The following is a 14,424-nucleotide window of genomic DNA, read 5'->3' on the forward strand; positions in this document are numbered from 1 at the left end:
GTTAATTCTTATAGTAAAGCAAAGTAAAATATAGCAAAGCTAAGATTAATTAAGCTAATTTAAAAACTCCAATTTCTGAAGTATGGATAAGTGTTAATAGTACTTCTAGCTTACTTTGATATTTATATCTAATAAGATTAGAATTAGTAGGTAGTAAAAATTACGTAGGAAGGTAGTATTATGTATAACTTAATTATAGGTTACAATAACTCAAGTATCAACTTAATTAAATCACTTATTTGTAAAGAAAAAATTGTATTTTTGATTGATGATAAATCACCAGAAGAAATTAAAATAAAGAATAAATTTCTTTATTATTATCAAGTCAATATAACTGATATGAAACAGATACTAGATAAGTCATCGAAAGCAATGTTATCACATGTTTTTATAATAACTGAAGATGATTATTTAAATTTAATGATTGAAGATAATTTAAAATTTTTAGATAATGTACAAGTTGTTTATAATTTTAGAGCATTAGAAAAGATATCTAACAACGGTAATAAAAATTTATATCTTCAAGATTTCTTTGAGCCATTAGGTAAGGAGGTTATTTAATTTGTTTGTTGTTGTTATAAGTGAAAGTAAATTTATTAATCTATATAAGGAAAGTTTAGAAGATTTAAGCTTAGATTTCTCAAATGTAATTTCACCACAAGAACTTTCACCCGCGTCTTCCGATATTTTTAATAATTACTTATTAAAAAGAGCAGATGTGGTGGTGATTATCACACCTAAAGATCAGTTTAATTTCTATATTTCAAAGGTTTGTAAAACTTTCTATGAAACTAGAAAGGTTATTACATCAATTAACAATTCAAACAATAAAGATGTTTTCGCTTCAATTGGAGTTTTTGATGTAATAGATGTTAATTGTTATACAAAAGAAACTTTATATAAATTTTTAGAAAAAGGAGCAATTTAAATATGTATATTATTATTATTGGATGTGGCAAGATGGGAAGCAAATTAGCTGCAGATTTAGCTGAAACATCCCATGATATATGTGTAATAGATAGGGATGAGGAGAAAACGAATAAACTAGGTTCAGGATTTAATGGAAGGATATTAAATGGGGTTGAAATTGATATTGATTTACTAGAAGAAGCAGGTATTGAGGAAGCTGATGTGCTACTTGCTTTGACTCAAAACGATAATATAAATATTGTTGCATGTGAAATAGCACAGAATATTTATAAGGTTCCAACTGTAATTGGAAGAGTATTTAATGATGATAGGGGCCACATTTATAATTCCTTAGGCATTAGAACAATTAATCCTATAAAACTAGCTGTTAGAAATATTAAGGAGGATATAAAATGCGAGCAGTTGTAATTGGTGGAGGTAAAGTTGGGTATTACTTAATAAAAAACCTCTTAAACATTGGGTGTTTAATAACTTTGATAGAAAAGAATTATGATATATGTAAGAAAATATCTAATGAACTAGATATTGAAGTAATATGTGGTGATGGTTCAAATTTAGAAGAATTATCAGAGGCTATAGAAGGAACAAATACTATTGTTGCAGCAGTTACAGGTAAAGATGAGGAAAATTTAATTATTTGCCAAATGAGCAAGCGTAATTTCTCTATTAAAAGTGCTATTGCAAGAATTAATAATCCTAAAAATAGACAGTTATTTAGTAAATTAGGTATAACATCTACTGTTTGTAGTACAGAAGTTATTTCAACTTTAATTGAAAATGAACTTGTAGAGGATAATTTTAAAATTGTAAAAACTTTAGATAGAGGAGAAATGGTAATAATTGAAGCTTATATAGATAAAAATTCCCACTGGAGAGATATGGAGATTAAAAGCTTAATTTTACCAAATGATAGTATAATAGTTTCTATTTTAAGAAACAACGAGATTATCTATCCTAGGGGATATACAAAGATCTTACTTGAGGACACTGTTGTATTGATAACAAATACCAGTGTATCTCATAAATTAAGAAAATCTATTTATGGAGATGGTAGTAATGGTAAGAAATTCGGATTATTTTAAGGGAATATTATTTGAAATCCTAGTTGTAGCTATGTATATAATAGTAATTTTTATTTTGAGTTTTTTAGGGTGATTAAATGAGTGAAAAATATTTAAAGGACTTTAAAGTCATAAATTATTATGTTGGAATTATTATATTGGGAACAATTTCATTAATGATTATACCTATCTTCGTAACTGTTTTTTATAAGGAGTGGAGTTCGCTTGTAGATTTTATTCTTGCTCTATTTATTGGATTATCTATAGCCTTTTCACTGATTCTTTCGGGAAAAGACGAAAAAGAAAATAATAAAATTGAATGGAAACACGGTCTTATAATTGCATCATATTCATGGCTGATTCTAATGCTTTTATGTGCCCTTCCTTATGTTTTTAGTGGACATGCAAAATCTTATATAGATGCTTGTTTCGATGTGATGAGTGGCTTTACTACAACTGGAGTATTTCTTATGCAGGATCTAGATCATATGTCCCTTGGACTTAATATGTGGAGACATATACTAACATTTGTAGGTGGGCAGGGCATGGTTGTATTAGCTTTATCAATACTAATTAAAAATTTTTCTGGTGGATATAAGATGTATGTAGGTGAAGGAAAAGATATTGGGCTTTTACCTAATATTAAAGGAACTACCAAGGCCATTTGGAAAATTAGTATAATATATTTAGTAATTGGTACAGTGGCACTTACAATTAATGGTTTATTTATAGGGTTATCACCATCTAATTCATTTATGCATGGACTATTTATATTTGCGTCAAGTTGGAGTACAGGTGGATTTGCTCCAATGTCTCAAAATATATTGTATTATCATAGTTTTTCATATGAATTAATTACAATGGTATTGTTCATCATTGGTTCATTAAATTTTGGTCTTCATTTTGCAGTTATAAAGGGTAAGAGAAAGGAAATTTTCAAAAATGTTGAAACACAAAGCTTTTTTATAACTTCTTTTATTCTTGCAGGATTATTAGTTATGTTCTTATCAAAGACAGGAGTATACACAGATGCTGTTTCCCTATTTAGAAAGGGTGCTTATCAGCTCTTATCTGCACATACTACCACTGGATTTGGCAACCTTTATGCTAGGCAACTATTATTCGAATGGGGAGATTTTGCAATTTTTATTATGACAATTGCAATGCTTATTGGAGGAAGTGCATGTTCAACAGCCGGTGGATTTAAGGGACTAAGGATGGGGATTATCTTTAAGGGAATAATTGCAGATATAAAAAGAGTTCTTAGTTCTGATAGAAAGATTTTAACTACAAAAGTTCATCACATTAAGGATATAATTTTAGATAATGATTTAGTAAAATCATCAATGCTTATAATACTTTGTTATATTGCTATGTTTATTTTTGCAACTTTACTTGGAACATATTATGGTTACTCACTTGTAGAATCAGCTTTTGAGGCAGCTTCTATATCTGGAAATGTTGGATTATCTATAGGTGTAACTTCTATAACCATGCCTATACCACTAAAGATTTGTTATATCATTATTATGTATCTAGGGAGATTAGAGTTTATTTCAGTATTTGCATTAATAGGGTATTTTATAGGAGGAATTAAAAAGTTATGTGTAAGATACAAAAAATAATGTTAATTGTAATTATTACAGCGATTTTTTCTTCATTTCCAGTATTAGCTAGTGAGGCTATAACTTCTGTAAGTGAGCTTATTGATAAAGGTTGGGAATATGACTCTAAAATTATAAATATTCAAGGTGAGGCTATTGGTGAACTTTTAGAAAGGGGCAAATATTCATTTGTTAATATAAATGATGGAACCTCTGCCATAGGTATTTATTTAAAAACTACAGATGGGGAAATGATTAAATCTTATGGAAATTATCATAAGATTGGAGATTCAGTAAGAATTACTGGGGTTTTCAATAGAGCCTGCAAAGAACATGGTGGTGATATGGATATTCACTGTGATTCAATACAAATAGTTTCAGATGGCTATGAAAGGACTCATGACATAAACAAACATAAGATAATTTTAACTATCGTACTGATGCCTTTTGTAATCTATGGAACAATGAAGACTTATGGAGTAATTAGAAAAAATAGTAAGAATTAAATATGAGTAATTAAAGAGAAAAACCACATCAGTTTATATGTGTTTTTTCTCTTTTGTTATTCCTCAACATTTCCTAGTTTACGTTGAGCTCTTCTGATTTTTAATTTTTGCATCAATCTACTTAAGGTAGATACTAAAATAATTCCAACAGCTATAACTCCTGCTAAAGAAAGAGTTTCGATTCCATTATTTAAGGAACCAAATACATTACCTTCAACCGCTTCAAAAACTGTATAATACATTCCACTTCCAGGAACTAAGGGAATAAGAGAGCAAACTAAAAATAATGTTACAGGATTTTTTAAAACTCTAGAGAAGATTTCAGCATAGATACTGATGCTTATAGATGCTATAAGCATAGCTAAGATGCTAGAGTCAGATAAGTTCATAGTAAGGCTGTAAAAAAACCATCCAACGGCACCTCCAAGGGCTGCAAAGAACAAGTTTTTATCCCTTACATTAAAGAGAACTCCAAAACCTAAAGAAACAATAAATGCATATATAACTTGAAAAAACATTTTACATCCCTCCTATAATAGACATCCATATTTTGAAACTAAAAGCAGCTCCAATAGCAATGGCTCCAGCTATCATAATAGCTTCCAGAGTTCTTGAAAGGCCTGAAAGTAAATCTCCAGCTATGGTATCACGAATAGCGTTAGTTATAACTAAGCCAGGAACAAGTAACATAATTGAACCAATAATTATCTCATCTTTATGAAATATAGGATTTATGTAAGAGAAGAAAAGTCCAATTATAGAGGCTAACGCACCACCTGCCACATTAATGAAAAATTCATTAACGCTTAAACGAGATAACATGGAAGATAATAAATTAATTAAAATTCCTACACCAAAGGCTACAATAAAGTCGCTAAAGCTACCACCAAAAAGTAAGGTAAATGTACCAGTAGTTACTCCAGCAAAGAATGTTTTTATGCTGTTAGAATATTTTGGGAAACTGCGTATATATTTTAACTCTTTTCTAAGTTCATCTAAAGTTAAAGGATGACTTTGTATTTGTCGAGATAAATTATTAATTAAAGCTACCTTTTCTAAATCTGTGGCTCTAGAAGTAATTCTCTTAATTATGGTACTATTCCTACCGTTTTCATCCATAGTAGAGGTGATTATTGCTGTAGGAGATACAAAGCTTTCTGCATTATCTATGCCATAAGACTTACATATCATATTTATTGTTTGTTCAACTCTGTAGGTTTCACCACCATTTTCAAGCATTATTTTTCCCGCCTCTGCAGCCAAGTTTACTATATTATCAGTAATCATAATGGTACTCCTTTTGTTATATTAGGCATCTGAAAATAAATAATAAGTCAAAGATGAGAAGTATATTTTGAGTTAGTCAAGGAAACAGGTTCCGCAGATAGTAGCACTATCTAAGGGTGCTGTTGACACAGGATAGCACAAAATAGACGAGCGTTCTGGCTTATTTATTTTTTGAAGATGCCTTAACTAAAACATATACAATATCTTATTATTAACATTCATCAAAGATATTATAGAACAAAAAACAAGATAATGTATAATTGTTAGAATAATAAATTTATTATATTACAATATTGTGTTAAATTTATTATATAGGCAAATATTATAAGGTTACAATAATCAAGGACAACTTTCAATATGATATTGTTTTCAAGTTTAGGGTCAATTAAAGAGATAGCTAAGGGGGATTTTATGGATAATGTAAATATATTATTAGAAAGTCTAATTAGTAACTTAAAAGAAGGAATTCACATAGTTGATAGTAAAGGAAAGACCATCTATTATAATCATGCCATGGAAAACATAGAAGGTATGAAAAGTGAAGATGTTATGGGAAAGGAAATTCAAGAGTATCTTATAGATATAGAACATTCAACTATATTAGGAAGTTTAAAAAATGGACACACTTATAGAGATACTATACAAAACTATAGTAATGGAGCAGGAAAGATAATAACAAGTGTAAACTCTACTATTCCAGTAATGGTAGATGGAAAAGTTGAAGCAGTAATTGAGATAGCTAGAGATATGACACAAATAAAGAAATTAAATGAAACTATATGTCAGTTAGAAAATAAAAGTAAATCAAAGAAAAATTATTATACCTTTAATGATATCATAGGAAGTAGTAAGGTACTAAATGAAGAAATTTTAAAAAGTAAAAGAGCTAGTATATCTAATTCTTCAGTACTCATATATGGAGAAACTGGATGCGGTAAGGAACTATTTGCGCAAGGTATACATTATGAAGGAATAAGAAGAGACAAGCCTTTTATAGCTATTAACTGTGCAGCTATACCAAGTGCACTGTTAGAGGGAATGCTCTTTGGAACGGTTAAAGGTAGTTTTACAGGAGCAGAAAATAAAAAAGGGCTTTTTGAAGAAGCTCATAGAGGTACTATTCTACTTGATGAAATAAATTCTATGGATCCCTATCTACAATCAAAATTATTAAGAGTACTCCAAGATGGATATATAAGACCACTAGGAAGTAATAAGATTATTGATGTAGATGTGAGAATTATAGCAACAATAAATGAGGAAGCAGACAAACTTATAAGAGAAGGAAAGCTTAGAAAAGATTTTTACTATAGATTGAGTGTAATTAAAGTAATGATACCACCACTTAGAGAACGTAAAGAAGATATAAGCCAGTTATGTGATTTTTTTATAAACTATTATAATGGTATTCTATATAGAAATGTAAAAGGAATTAGTGAAGATGTTATGGAGGGATTTTTAAACTATAGTTGGCCTGGAAACGTAAGAGAACTTAAGAATAATATTGAAAGTGCTATGAACATGGTTGAAGATGGAGAAATATTAACAAAGGAGTGCTTTGGTAATAAGATTAATTCTGTAGTAGAAGTAACTGCAGAAGAAGGGTTTAGAGGAGATACCCCTTTAAATGAATATATAGATAGTCTTGAAAAAAATATAATAGAAAAAAGCTACAAAAAGAACAATAAAAACATAACAAAAACTTCAGAGGAATTAAAAATATCAAGGCAAAATCTTCAATATAAACTTAAAAAATATAAATTACTTTAGTTAACTATTTTTTATGAGGATATAATATGAAAATATAAACAATATGTTAATAAAAAGAATAAATTAAATATTAAAAAGATTTAGAAACATATATGCCTAAAATTCGGCAAAGCGTATGCAAATAATTTTGCATACGCTTTTTAAGTGGATAGAACCTAAGTAAATATAGAAAAATTTTTTGCGGTAAATTTTAAAAAGTGATGAAATTATATACATTTAACCTATTTAAAGTTATGAAAGCATCTAAATAATGTATTTTCTTTGGCATGTAAATTGCTCTAGTAAAATATAGAATTTATAAAAATAATTTAATCATGAGGGGGATTTTACAATGGAAAATGTTAAGGTAGCAATTTGGGGCTTTGGAGCTATGGGAAGTGGAATGGCAAAAATGCTATTAACTAAAAAAGGTGTAGACATAATAGGGGTTTGTGATATGCACCCTGCTAGAGCCGGAAAAAGTATTTTTCAAGTTTTGGGAGTAGAAAGAGGAGATAGGGAAGATGTAATAATAAAAGCTAACATAGATGAAGTGTTAACAGAAAAATGCTGTGATATTTGTTTATGTGCAACAGATTCTTTCACAAAAAATGCTTTTCCAAAGTTGAAATCTGTACTTGAAAAGAAAATAAATGTTATTTCTACAGCAGAAGAAATGTCTTATCCTCAAGCTAAAAATCCTGAACTAGCTGCAGAGTTAAATAGAATTGCAAAGGAAAATGGAGTTACAATTCTTGGAACAGGTATAAATCCAGGATTAATCATGGATTTACTTGTTGTATGTTTAACAGGTTGTATGACTGAAGTAACTCATGTTGAAGCGAAGAGAGTAAATAGTTTATCACCATTTGGACCAGCTGTTATGGAAGAACAAGGAGTTGGTATGAAGGTTGAAGATTTTAATGCAGGAGTTAAGGACGGAAGTTTAGCAGGACATGTTGGATTTATAGAATCTGTAAATATGATAGCTGATTCTATGGGCTGGAAAGTTGATAAGTTTGAACAACAAATGGCTCCAATAGTAACTACTGTAGATAGAAAGTCACCTTATGGCTTTGCAGCTGCTGGAGATGTTGCAGGTGTTAATATGACAGGTCAAGGATATGTTGATGGAGAAGTAAAAATAGATATGATTCATCCACAACAAATAGAACCTGAAATGGAAGGTACATTTACTGGAGATTACATCACAATAAAAGGTACACCAGAAGTTAATATGTCAATTAAGCCAGAGGTTGATGGTGGACTTGGAACAATTGCTATGTGCGTTAATATGATTCCACATGTAATTAATGCAAATCCAGGATTAAAAACTATGATAGATTTACCAGTACCAAGGGCTATAATGGGAGACTTTAGAAATTTCATAGATAGATAAACTTATTTAATTATAGATATTTACTTCGGAGGTGAAGGTGTTGATTAAGAAGGACACATTTATTGAAATAGAAACAGTGGTATTACAATGTGAGGATAGATCGCCAGCAATTCCAGAAGATACAAAGGAAACTCCACTTAAAATGTGGGTTAGGGGTTTCGTAAATTCAGATTGTGAGCTGGGTGATGAAGTTGAAATCACTACAACTATTGGAAGAACTATGAGAGGTATAGCTAAGGTGGTAGAACCTTCATATTCTCATAATTTTGGTAGCTATGTAAGTGAAATAGCCTATATTGGAAAGCAAGCTAAGGAAATGATTTTCAATAAATAGTTATACAGAAAGTAGGTGATTGATATGAATAAGTATGAAGAGGTTATGAGCAGAAAAAATCAAATTATGATTAAGTCTGTAGGAATGGATTTTGACAAATATGAAAAGGGTAGTATAGCTTTTGATTATGAAGCAATGATGAGAGATATAGGATATTCCCTAAGTGATATTATGAAAATTCAACGAGAGGTAGGCGTTGGAAATACACCTCTCTTAGAATTAAGAAATATTACTGCATTGGCAAGAAAGGTATCAAAGACTGGAAAAGCAGCTAGGATATTTGTTAAAGATGAAAGCTGTAATCCATCTGGAAGTTTTAAAGATAGAAGAGCATCTGTATCTGTGTATGATGCTAAGGAAAGAGGCTATAAGGGTGTAGCATCAGCTACTTCTGGAAACTATGGGGCAGCAGTAGCATCCCAAGCAGCTATGAAGGGATTAAAATGTACCATAGTTCAAGAATGTTATGACTCTAAAAAAGTAGGACAACCAGAAATTTTAGAGAAGGGCAGAAAATGTGAATGGTTAGGGGCTGAAGTTTTACAATTAACAGTAGGACCAGAATTATTCTACACCTATCTGGAGACTTTAGAAGAAACAGGTTTTTATAATGCATCCTTATATTCTGCTTATGGAATAGCGGGAGTTGAAACTTTAGGTTATGAGATAGCTACAGAATGTAGAGAGAGATTTGGAAAGGATCCAGAAGCAGTAGTAATTACCCATGCAGGTGGTGGAAATGTTACTGGTACCGCAAGAGGACTTATAAAGGCAGGAGCAAATAATACAAAAGTTATTGGAGCTTCTGTAAATTTACAAGGTCTTCATATGGCAAGTGATAAAGCCTTTAATAGAAAATCCTTCACTACTGGACACACTGGATTTGGTATTCCATTCATGGTATGGCCAGATAGAAGTGACGTACCAAGAAGTGCAGCAAGACCTCTAAGATATTTAGATAGATATGTAACCTTGCCACAAGGGGAAGTTTTCTACATGACTGAGCTTTTAGCACAGCTTGAAGGACTTGAAAGAGGACCAGCTGGAAATACTTCTTTAGCAGCAGCCTTTGTCATAGCTCAAGAGATGGAGGATGATGCAATTTTAGTAGTTCAGGAGACCGAGTATACTGGTGCTGGAAAGCATATAGTTCCACAATTAACCTTTGCAAAGGAAAATGGAATTAAAGTGCTTAGAGGTAATCCAATGGATGAAGTTCCAGGAGAAAATATTATACTTCCAGAGGATCCATCTTATTTGCAAATAGATAATAAAGAGCTAGACGATTATAGAAAATCACTAATTAAAAACACAGTAAAGCTCTTAAAAGAAAAAGAAATTGGACAGGTAGATTTAGATTTCTTATGTGAGGAAACAAAACTTAGAAAAGAATCAGTAACAGATATTCTTAAAGAATTTGGGGTTAATGTGAAATAGGGTTAATAAGTAAATAGGGTAAAGATAAATAATGTGTGAAAAGATAAAAAAACCATTAGGGGGAGAGAAGTAGTGAAAAGAGAAGACGATTTTGAAATAAGAAGAAAACATTTAGAAAGTTTAAGTGATGAAGAATTATATGAAAGATTTTGGAAATTGACAGAAGAAATAGTAAATCCAATGGTGGATTTAGCATATGGAAATACCTCATCATCTATAGAAAGGTCAGTACTTCTTAGAATGGGTTTCTCAAGCATAGAATCTCAAGGTATAGTTCAAGAAGGCTTAAAAGCAGGACTTCTTGGAAAAGGTATGGGAAATGTAGTTTTAAAATATGCAAAATTAAAGAGTGTGCCATATTTAGAAGCTGGTAGAGAACTTGGAGAAGGAAAAGGCTGGAATGAAGTAACTAATTTGTTTGGGGGGGTTAAATAATGCTAGATATAAATAAGAAAATAGATGTAGCAGAAATACTTAAGGACTTAGATAAGTATGAACCTAAAAGAAGAGGTTGGCATTGGAGAGAAGAATATAAAGAGCCAATGGGAGAGTTTGAATATAAGGAGATATCAAAACCCCTAAAAAATAGTAAAGCACTTCCATCAGCAACCAGCTTTGCTAATATAGACCCTCAACCAAAAGCTGTAATAACTTCAGAAATAGCTTCAGGAAGATTTGAAGATGATATTAGAAGAATGAGAATGGCAGCTTGGCATGGTGCAGATCATATAATGGTTATAAGAACATCAGGACAAAGTCACTATGATAGTTTAATTGAAGGAAGTCCAGAAGGAACAGGAGGAGTTCCAATAACTAGAAAAGAAGTTAGAGCTACAAGAAAAGCTCTTGATATGATTGAGGAAGAAGTAGGAAGACCAATAAATTTCCACTCCTATGTATCAGGGGTTGCAGGTCCAGATATTGCTGTAATGTTTGCAGAGGAAGGAATAAATGGAGCTCACCAGGATCCTCAATATAATGTACTTTACAGAAACATAAATATGGTTAGATCCTTCGTTGATGCAGCAGTAGCAAAACATATAATGGCATGGGCTGATATTTTACAAATAGATGGAGCACATAATGCAAATGCAACTGCAATGAAGGGTTATAAGGTAATGCCTGAACTTATGGTTCAACATGCTATAAATTCAAAATTCTCTGAGAAGGTTGGTATGAAACAAAGCAATATATCACTATCTACAGTACCACCAACAGCACCACCAGCTCCATGTTTAAGATATGATTTACCTTATGCTGTAGCACTTAGAGACTTATTTAAAAACTATAAAATGAGAGCACAGATGAACACAAAATACATGGCATCTTGTACTAGAGAAGCTACAGTAACCCATTCATTAAACTTGTTAATATCTGAACTTACTTCAGCAGATATTCAAAGTACAATCACTCCTGATGAAGGAAGAAATGTACCTTGGCATTATAATAATATCCATGCTGTAAATACAGCTAAGCAAGCTTTAATTGGTATGGATGGCTTAATGGATATGATAGAGCTTAAAAAGGATGGATATCTTCCGGGGAAGGTTAGAGAACTTAAGGAAAGAGCAGTATTATTCCTAGAGGAAATGATTGAAAATGGTGGATACTTCAAAGCTGTAGAAGATGGATTCTTTGTAGATTCAGGAGAATATCCAGAAAGAAATAGTGATGGTATTGTAAGAAAGATAGATGGAGGTATTGCTGTTGATACAGTAGTTCCAAGAGATAAAGAATACTTTGCTCCAGTATGTGCTCACTTTGGATATAATAATGTTCCAGAAGAATATAACAAACCATGTGATGCAATAGATGAATGTACATTATGTAATCATAGCAAAATAGTTTATATAGATGAACTTGATGAAGAAGATAATGTTAATGTAAGAATGGCTAAAAATAGTAAAGAGGAAGGAACTATAATTCCAGAAGTAGAGTGGAAGAATGATGGCTACGTATCTACAACATTATTCCTTACTGAAGAGGAAAATATAGCAGAGGCTGCAGCCCTTGAAATAGGAAGACGAATGAATTTAACTGATGTAGAAGTTATTCATAAACAAGTTATGCAAGATGCAGAAGGTACTTTAGTAGAAATCAAAGGTAGAGTAAGCTTTGCAATTAAAAAAGATGAACTTAAGATTCCAGAAAAGCAAGAGCTTTTGCCAGATGATGTAATGAGAGATTACGTTAAGAATAATCCTATTAGAGTGGTAGCTGCTACGGTTGGAGAAGATGAACACTCTGTTGGACTAAGAGAAATTATAGATATTAAGCATGGCGGTATTGAAAGATATGGTATAGATGTAGTATATCTTGGAACTTCTTGTCCAGTAGAAAAATTAATAGATGCAGCTATTGAAACAAAGGCTCAAGCTATAATAATGAGTACTATTATCACTCACAATGATGTACACACTAAGAACATGCAAAAGATTCATGATCTATGCATAGAAAAAGGTGTAAGAGACAAATTCATAATAGCTTGTGGAGGAACTCAAGTAACTAATGAGATTGCTGTAGCTCATGGTATGGATGCAGGCTTTGGTAGAGGAACTCATGGAAATAATGTTGCCTCCTTTATCATTGAAACCTTAATGAAAAAAGAACAATAATAATTTGAAGATTTATTATTAGATAAACTAGATTAAATAATAAAAAATATATGATATTTATATAAAGTATTGGGGGTGTCTCAAATAATTAAACTAAGTTTACCTTAAGGATAGATTAATGCTTAGTAAAATTTTGAGGTATCCCCTTTAAACTAGGAGGGAAGCTATGAGAGTTGAATATTTAATAGCGGAAATCGGAAGTACAACCACTGTAGTAACAGCCTTTAATTTTAAAAAAGGAGTTGAGGTTGTAGGACAAGGTAAGGCCTTTACTTCTGTTTTACAAGGTGATGTAACTATTGGACTTAGAAATGCAATTAATGAAATGGAGGAACAGCTAGGAGAATCCATTGAATATGACAGAATGATAGGTACTAGTAGCGCCGCAGGAGGATTAAAAATAACTGTTCATGGATTAGTGCAAGATATGACAGTTAAAGCTGCAAAGGAAGCAGCCCTAGGTGCAGGCGGAATTATAAAAATGGTAACAGCAGGTAGGCTGAGAAGAACGGATATTAAAAAAATAAAAGAAATAAATCCTAATCTTATAATGATTGCAGGTGGTACAGACTATGGAGAGAGAGAAACTGCCTTAGACAATGCTGAGATTATAAGAGATGCTGAGCTGAATATCCCTGTGGTTTATTGTGGTAATATAGCTAACCAAGAGGAAATAAAAGAGATTTTTGAAGGTAGAGAACTTTATGTAATAGATAATGTATATCCTAGGGTAGATGAATTAAATGTGGAGCCTGCTAGGGGGATAATTCAAGATGCTTTTGAAGTAAATATTGTTAAAGCAGGTGGCATGGATAAAATTAAGGAAATGGTGGATGGAGCTATAATGCCAACTCCTGGAGCTGTAATGGAAGCTACAAAGTTACTCTATGAAACAATTGGTGATGTAATAGTTGTGGATGTTGGAGGAGCTACTACAGATGTTCATTCCGTAACAGAAGGTAGTGTGGAAATTTTAGATATATTAGTCACTCCAGAACCAAAAGCAAAGCGTACTGTAGAAGGTGATTTAGGGGTATATGTAAATAGAGAAAATGTATTAGAACTTTTACAACATCACGAGTTAGAAGGAAGAACTAAGGATAGTATAAGTAGTTTCATTAAGCCCATTCCAACTACAGAAGAAGAGAAATATTGGAGTAGGGTCCTTGCTCAAAAGGCCGTAAACACTGCCATAGATAGACATGTAGGGCAAATTAAAAGAGTATACAATTCAGGAAGAAAGTTTAGTGCCTATGGAAAGGATTTATCAATGGTTAAATATATCATAGGTACAGGGGGTGCTCTAACTAGGTTAGGTAAAGGAAAGGAAATGCTAGAGAGTATAAAGGATGTTAAGGGAGACATTACCATGCGTCCCACAAAAGAGGCAAAGGTACTCCTAGATAATATGTATATCATGGCCTGTGCTGGAGTTTTAAGTAGAGAAAATAAGGAAGCTGCAATAGAATTGCTTAAAGCTAGTTTAAATTTATAATGACAAA

At 31.7% G+C, this 14,424-nt stretch carries 15 protein-coding genes; 13 read left to right on the top strand and 2 right to left on the bottom strand.

The window, feature by feature from the left end; all coding sequences use genetic code 11:
- Positions 1 to 180: 180 nt before the first annotated feature.
- From ACTNBA_RS00185 to ACTNBA_RS00210, 6 genes are all read left to right on the top strand, one after another.
- The gene (locus ACTNBA_RS00185) at positions 181 to 561 is read left to right on the top strand and encodes a hypothetical protein (RefSeq protein WP_346848664.1); all 381 of its coding nucleotides are present in this window, start codon (positions 181 to 183) and stop codon (positions 559 to 561) included.
- A 1-nt stretch (position 562) separates the two neighbouring features.
- On the top strand, positions 563 to 928 hold the full coding sequence (locus ACTNBA_RS00190) for an NAD-binding protein (RefSeq protein ID WP_441071596.1): 366 nt from the start codon (positions 563 to 565) through the stop codon (positions 926 to 928).
- Positions 929 to 930: 2 nt separating this feature from the next.
- Positions 931 to 1,338, top strand: a complete 408-nt coding sequence (locus ACTNBA_RS00195) for an NAD-binding protein (RefSeq protein WP_051824143.1) — start codon at positions 931 to 933, stop codon at positions 1,336 to 1,338.
- Positions 1,323 to 2,012 carry a potassium channel family protein gene (locus ACTNBA_RS00200; RefSeq protein ID WP_441071599.1) on the top strand — a complete coding sequence of 230 codons (690 nt, stop codon included), beginning with the start codon at positions 1,323 to 1,325 and terminating at the stop codon, positions 2,010 to 2,012. The genes ACTNBA_RS00195 and ACTNBA_RS00200 overlap by 16 nt, the downstream gene beginning before the upstream one ends.
- A 77-nt stretch (positions 2,013 to 2,089) precedes the next feature.
- Positions 2,090 to 3,616, top strand: coding sequence for a TrkH family potassium uptake protein (locus tag ACTNBA_RS00205; RefSeq protein ID WP_441071601.1), 1,527 nt, complete (start codon positions 2,090 to 2,092; stop codon positions 3,614 to 3,616).
- Positions 3,595 to 4,101, top strand: coding sequence for a hypothetical protein (locus ACTNBA_RS00210; RefSeq protein ID WP_441071603.1), 507 nt, complete (start codon positions 3,595 to 3,597; stop codon positions 4,099 to 4,101). Before ACTNBA_RS00205 ends, ACTNBA_RS00210 begins: the two co-directional genes overlap by 22 nt.
- 56 nt (positions 4,102 to 4,157) lie before the next feature.
- Here the strand turns inward: ACTNBA_RS00210 and ACTNBA_RS00215 are convergent, their stop codons facing one another.
- Both ACTNBA_RS00215 and ACTNBA_RS00220 read right to left on the bottom strand, forming a co-directional pair.
- Positions 4,158 to 4,619, bottom strand: coding sequence for a threonine/serine exporter family protein (locus ACTNBA_RS00215; RefSeq protein WP_441071605.1), 462 nt, complete (start codon positions 4,617 to 4,619; stop codon positions 4,158 to 4,160).
- A 1-nt stretch (position 4,620) separates the two neighbouring features.
- Positions 4,621 to 5,388, bottom strand: a complete 768-nt coding sequence (locus tag ACTNBA_RS00220) for a threonine/serine exporter family protein (RefSeq protein ID WP_441071607.1) — start codon at positions 5,386 to 5,388, stop codon at positions 4,621 to 4,623.
- 411 nt (positions 5,389 to 5,799) lie between these two features.
- Here ACTNBA_RS00220 and ACTNBA_RS00225 point away from each other — a divergent pair, with 411 nt between their 5' ends.
- From ACTNBA_RS00225 to ACTNBA_RS00255, 7 genes are all read left to right on the top strand, one after another.
- Positions 5,800 to 7,158 (top strand): sigma-54 interaction domain-containing protein, encoded by a 1,359-nt coding sequence (locus tag ACTNBA_RS00225; protein ID WP_441071608.1) that lies wholly within the window; start codon positions 5,800 to 5,802, stop codon positions 7,156 to 7,158.
- Between the two features lie 331 nt (positions 7,159 to 7,489).
- Complete coding sequence (ord, locus tag ACTNBA_RS00230) at positions 7,490 to 8,536, top strand: 2,4-diaminopentanoate dehydrogenase (RefSeq protein WP_346877804.1); 1,047 nt, start codon at positions 7,490 to 7,492, stop codon at positions 8,534 to 8,536.
- A 37-nt stretch (positions 8,537 to 8,573) separates the two neighbouring features.
- Entirely contained in the window at positions 8,574 to 8,870 is a 297-nt protein-coding gene (gene ortA / locus ACTNBA_RS00235) for a 2-amino-4-oxopentanoate thiolase subunit OrtA (protein WP_346886316.1), read from the top strand.
- 24 nt (positions 8,871 to 8,894) lie between these two features.
- Positions 8,895 to 10,307, top strand: coding sequence for a 2-amino-4-oxopentanoate thiolase subunit OrtB (gene ortB / locus ACTNBA_RS00240; protein ID WP_441071611.1), 1,413 nt, complete (start codon positions 8,895 to 8,897; stop codon positions 10,305 to 10,307).
- Between the two features lie 72 nt (positions 10,308 to 10,379).
- Positions 10,380 to 10,742, top strand: a complete 363-nt coding sequence (locus ACTNBA_RS00245; protein WP_441071613.1) for an ornithine aminomutase subunit alpha — start codon at positions 10,380 to 10,382, stop codon at positions 10,740 to 10,742.
- Positions 10,742 to 12,922 (top strand): D-ornithine 4,5-aminomutase subunit OraE, encoded by a 2,181-nt coding sequence (gene oraE / locus ACTNBA_RS00250; RefSeq protein ID WP_343824374.1) that lies wholly within the window; start codon positions 10,742 to 10,744, stop codon positions 12,920 to 12,922. Before ACTNBA_RS00245 ends, oraE begins: the two co-directional genes overlap by 1 nt.
- Before the next feature lie 166 nt (positions 12,923 to 13,088).
- On the top strand, positions 13,089 to 14,417 hold the full coding sequence (locus tag ACTNBA_RS00255) for a GlmL-related ornithine degradation protein (protein WP_441071615.1): 1,329 nt from the start codon (positions 13,089 to 13,091) through the stop codon (positions 14,415 to 14,417).
- The last annotated feature ends 7 nt before the right edge of the window (positions 14,418 to 14,424 follow it).

The organism is Clostridium sulfidigenes (assembly GCF_052067195.1).
In the GTDB taxonomy this organism is placed as follows: Bacteria; Bacillota; Clostridia; order Clostridiales; family Clostridiaceae; genus Clostridium_J; species Clostridium_J sulfidigenes.

What these genes read in the sequence shown, in the direction of transcription:
- ACTNBA_RS00185 (WP_346848664.1), top strand. Translation starts at nt 181, where the DNA reads ATGTATAACTTAATTATAGGTTACAATAACTCAAGTATCAACTTAATT.
- ACTNBA_RS00195 (WP_051824143.1), top strand. Translation starts at nt 931, where the DNA reads ATGTATATTATTATTATTGGATGTGGCAAGATGGGAAGCAAATTAGCT.
- ACTNBA_RS00200 (WP_441071599.1), top strand. Translation starts at nt 1,323, where the DNA reads ATGCGAGCAGTTGTAATTGGTGGAGGTAAAGTTGGGTATTACTTAATA.
- ACTNBA_RS00205 (WP_441071601.1), top strand. Translation starts at nt 2,090, where the DNA reads ATGAGTGAAAAATATTTAAAGGACTTTAAAGTCATAAATTATTATGTT.
- ACTNBA_RS00210 (WP_441071603.1), top strand. Translation starts at nt 3,595, where the DNA reads ATGTGTAAGATACAAAAAATAATGTTAATTGTAATTATTACAGCGATT.
- ACTNBA_RS00215 (WP_441071605.1), bottom strand. Translation starts at nt 4,619, where the DNA reads ATGTTTTTTCAAGTTATATATGCATTTATTGTTTCTTTAGGTTTTGGA.
- ACTNBA_RS00220 (WP_441071607.1), bottom strand. Translation starts at nt 5,388, where the DNA reads ATGATTACTGATAATATAGTAAACTTGGCTGCAGAGGCGGGAAAAATA.
- ACTNBA_RS00225 (WP_441071608.1), top strand. Translation starts at nt 5,800, where the DNA reads ATGGATAATGTAAATATATTATTAGAAAGTCTAATTAGTAACTTAAAA.
- ord (WP_346877804.1), top strand. Translation starts at nt 7,490, where the DNA reads ATGGAAAATGTTAAGGTAGCAATTTGGGGCTTTGGAGCTATGGGAAGT.
- ortB (WP_441071611.1), top strand. Translation starts at nt 8,895, where the DNA reads ATGAATAAGTATGAAGAGGTTATGAGCAGAAAAAATCAAATTATGATT.
- oraE (WP_343824374.1), top strand. Translation starts at nt 10,742, where the DNA reads ATGCTAGATATAAATAAGAAAATAGATGTAGCAGAAATACTTAAGGAC.
- ACTNBA_RS00255 (WP_441071615.1), top strand. Translation starts at nt 13,089, where the DNA reads ATGAGAGTTGAATATTTAATAGCGGAAATCGGAAGTACAACCACTGTA.